This is a genomic window from Bacillus sp. Marseille-Q3570 (assembly GCF_946151055.1).
Classification (GTDB): domain Bacteria; phylum Bacillota; class Bacilli; order Bacillales; family Fictibacillaceae; genus Pseudalkalibacillus.
Genome location: NZ_CAMGYZ010000030.1, coordinates 1 through 2882 on the forward strand (window position 1 = coordinate 1; position 2882 = coordinate 2882).

A 2882-nucleotide genomic window follows, 5' to 3' on the forward strand; every position below is an offset into this window, starting at 1 on the left:
GGTTAAGTTATGAAGGGCGCACGGTGGATGCCTTGGCACTAGGAGCCGAAGAAGGACGGGACGAACACCGATATGCCTCGGGGAGCTGTAAGTAAGCTTTGATCCGGGGATTTCCGAATGGGGGAACCCACTACCCGTAATGGGGTAGGATCCATACCTGAATCCATAGGGTATGAGAAGGCAGACCTGGGGAACTGAAACATCTTAGTACCCAGAGGAAGAGAAAGCAATCGCGATTTCCTGAGTAGCGGCGAGCGAAACGGAAACAGCCCAAACCAAGAGGCTTGCCTCTTGGGGTTGTAGGACACTCTATACGGAGTAAGAAAGGAACGGCGTAGGCGAAGCGGTCTGGAAAGGCCCGCTAGAAAAGGTAACAGCCCTGTAGCCAAAACGTCGTTCCCTCCAGAGTGGATCCTGAGTACGGCGGGACACGTGAAACCCCGTCGGAAGCTGGGAGGACCATCTCCCAAGGCTAAATACTCCCTAGTGACCGATAGTGAACCAGTACCGTGAGGGAAAGGTGAAAAGCACCCCGGAAGGGGAGTGAAAGAGATCCTGAAACCGTGTGCCTACAAGTAGTCGGAGCCCATTGACGGGTGACGGCGTGCCTTTTGTAGAATGAACCGGCGAGTTACGATAACGTGCAAGGTTAAGTCGAAAAGACGGAGCCGCAGCGAAAGCGAGTCTGAACAGGGCGCATGAGTACGTTGTCGTAGACCCGAAACCGAGTGATCTACCCATGTCCAGGGTGAAGTTCAGGTAACACTGAATGGAGGCCCGAACCCACGCACGTTGAAAAGTGCGGGGATGAGGTGTGGGTAGGGGTGAAATGCCAATCGAACTCGGAGATAGCTGGTTCTCCCCGAAATAGCTTTAGGGCTAGCCTCGTGGTGAGAGTTCTGGAGGTAGAGCACTGATTGGACTAGGGGTCCCCACAGGATTACCGAATTCAGTCAAACTCCGAATGCCAGGAACTTGTCCACGGGAGTCAGACTGCGAGTGATAAGATCCGTAGTCGAGAGGGAAACAGCCCAGACCATCAGCTAAGGTCCCCAAGTATACGTTAAGTGGAAAAGGATGTGGAGTTGCCCAGACAACCAGGATGTTGGCTTAGAAGCAGCCACCATTTAAAGAGTGCGTAATAGCTCACTGGTCGAGTGACTCTGCGCCGAAAATGTACCGGGGCTAAACGTATCACCGAAGCTATGGATTGTACCTGACGGTACAGTGGTAGGGGAGCGTTCGAAGGGCTGAGAAGCGAGACCGGAAGGACTCGTGGAGCGCTTTGAAGTGAGAATGCCGGTATGAGTAGCGAAAAGAGAAGTGAGAATCTTCTCCATCGAAAGCCCAAGGTTTCCTGAGGAAGGCTCGTCCGCTCAGGGTTAGTCGGGACCTAAGCCGAGGCCGAAAGGCGTAGGCGATGGCCAACAGGTTGATATTCCTGTACCACCTCCTTTCCGTTTGAGCAACGGGGGGACGCAGGAAGGTAGGGAGAGCGCGCTGATGGATATGCGCGTCCAAGCAGTCAAGGCCGGTGGATAGGTAAATCCGTCCACCATATGGCGGAGCTGTGATGGCGAGGGAATTAGAGTACCGAAGTCCCTGATCCTACACTGCCAAGAAAAGCCTCTAGCGAGGAAAGAGGTGCCCGTACCGTAAACCGACACAGGTAGGCGAGGAGAGAATCCTAAGATGCTCGGGAGAACTCTCGTTAAGGAACTCGGCAAAATGACCCCGTAACTTCGGGAGAAGGGGTGCTCTGATAGGGTGCAAGCCCGAGAGAGCCGCAGTGAAAAGATCCAAGCGACTGTTTAGCAAAAACACAGGTCTCTGCGAAGCCGTAAGGCGAAGTATAGGGGCTGACACCTGCCCGGTGCTGGAAGGTTAAGAGGAGGGGTTATCCCTTACGGGAGAAGCTCTGAATCGAAGCCCCAGTAAACGGCGGCCGTAACTATAACGGTCCTAAGGTAGCGAAATTCCTTGTCGGGTAAGTTCCGACCCGCACGAAAGGTGCAACGACTTGGATACTGTCTCAACGAGAGACCCGGTGAAATTATAGTACCTGTGAAGATGCAGGTTACCCGCGACAGGACGGAAAGACCCCATGGAGCTTTACTGTAGCCTGATATTGGATTTTGGTATCGTTTGTACAGGATAGGTAGGAGCCTTGGAAGCCGGACCGCCAGGTTCGGTGGAGGCGTCGGTGGGATACTACCCTGACGGTATTGAAATTCTAACCCAGGACCGTGATCCGGTTCGGAGACAGTGTCAGGTGGGCAGTTTGACTGGGGCGGTCGCCTCCTAAAATGTAACGGAGGCGCCCAAAGGTTCCCTCAGAATGGTTGGAAATCATTCGCAGAGTGTAAAGGCACAAGGGAGCTTGACTGCGAGACCTACAAGTCGAGCAGGGACGAAAGTCGGGCTTAGTGATCCGGTGGTTCCGCATGGAAGGGCCATCGCTCAACGGATAAAAGCTACCCTGGGGATAACAGGCTTATCTCCCCCAAGAGTCCACATCGACGGGGAGGTTTGGCACCTCGATGTCGGCTCATCGCATCCTGGGGCTGAAGTAGGTCCCAAGGGTTGGGCTGTTCGCCCATTAAAGCGGTACGCGAGCTGGGTTCAGAACGTCGTGAGACAGTTCGGTCCCTATCCGTCGCGGGCGCAGGAAATTTGAGAGGAGCTGTCCTTAGTACGAGAGGACCGGGATGGACACACCGCTGGTGTACCAGTTGTTCCGCCAGGAGCATAGCTGGGTAGCTACGTGTGGACGGGATAAGTGCTGAAAGCATCTAAGCATGAAGCCCCCCTCAAGATGAGATTTCCCATCGCGTCAAGCGAGTAAGATCCCTCAGAGATGATGAGGTTGATAGGTCTGGTGT

Annotated in this window: 1 rRNA gene; it reads left to right on the top strand. The window is 54.2% G+C overall.

Annotated features, from left to right (window positions below):
- A 23S ribosomal RNA gene (locus tag N8M93_RS22510) occupies positions 1 to 2882 on the top strand; the annotation flags it as partial.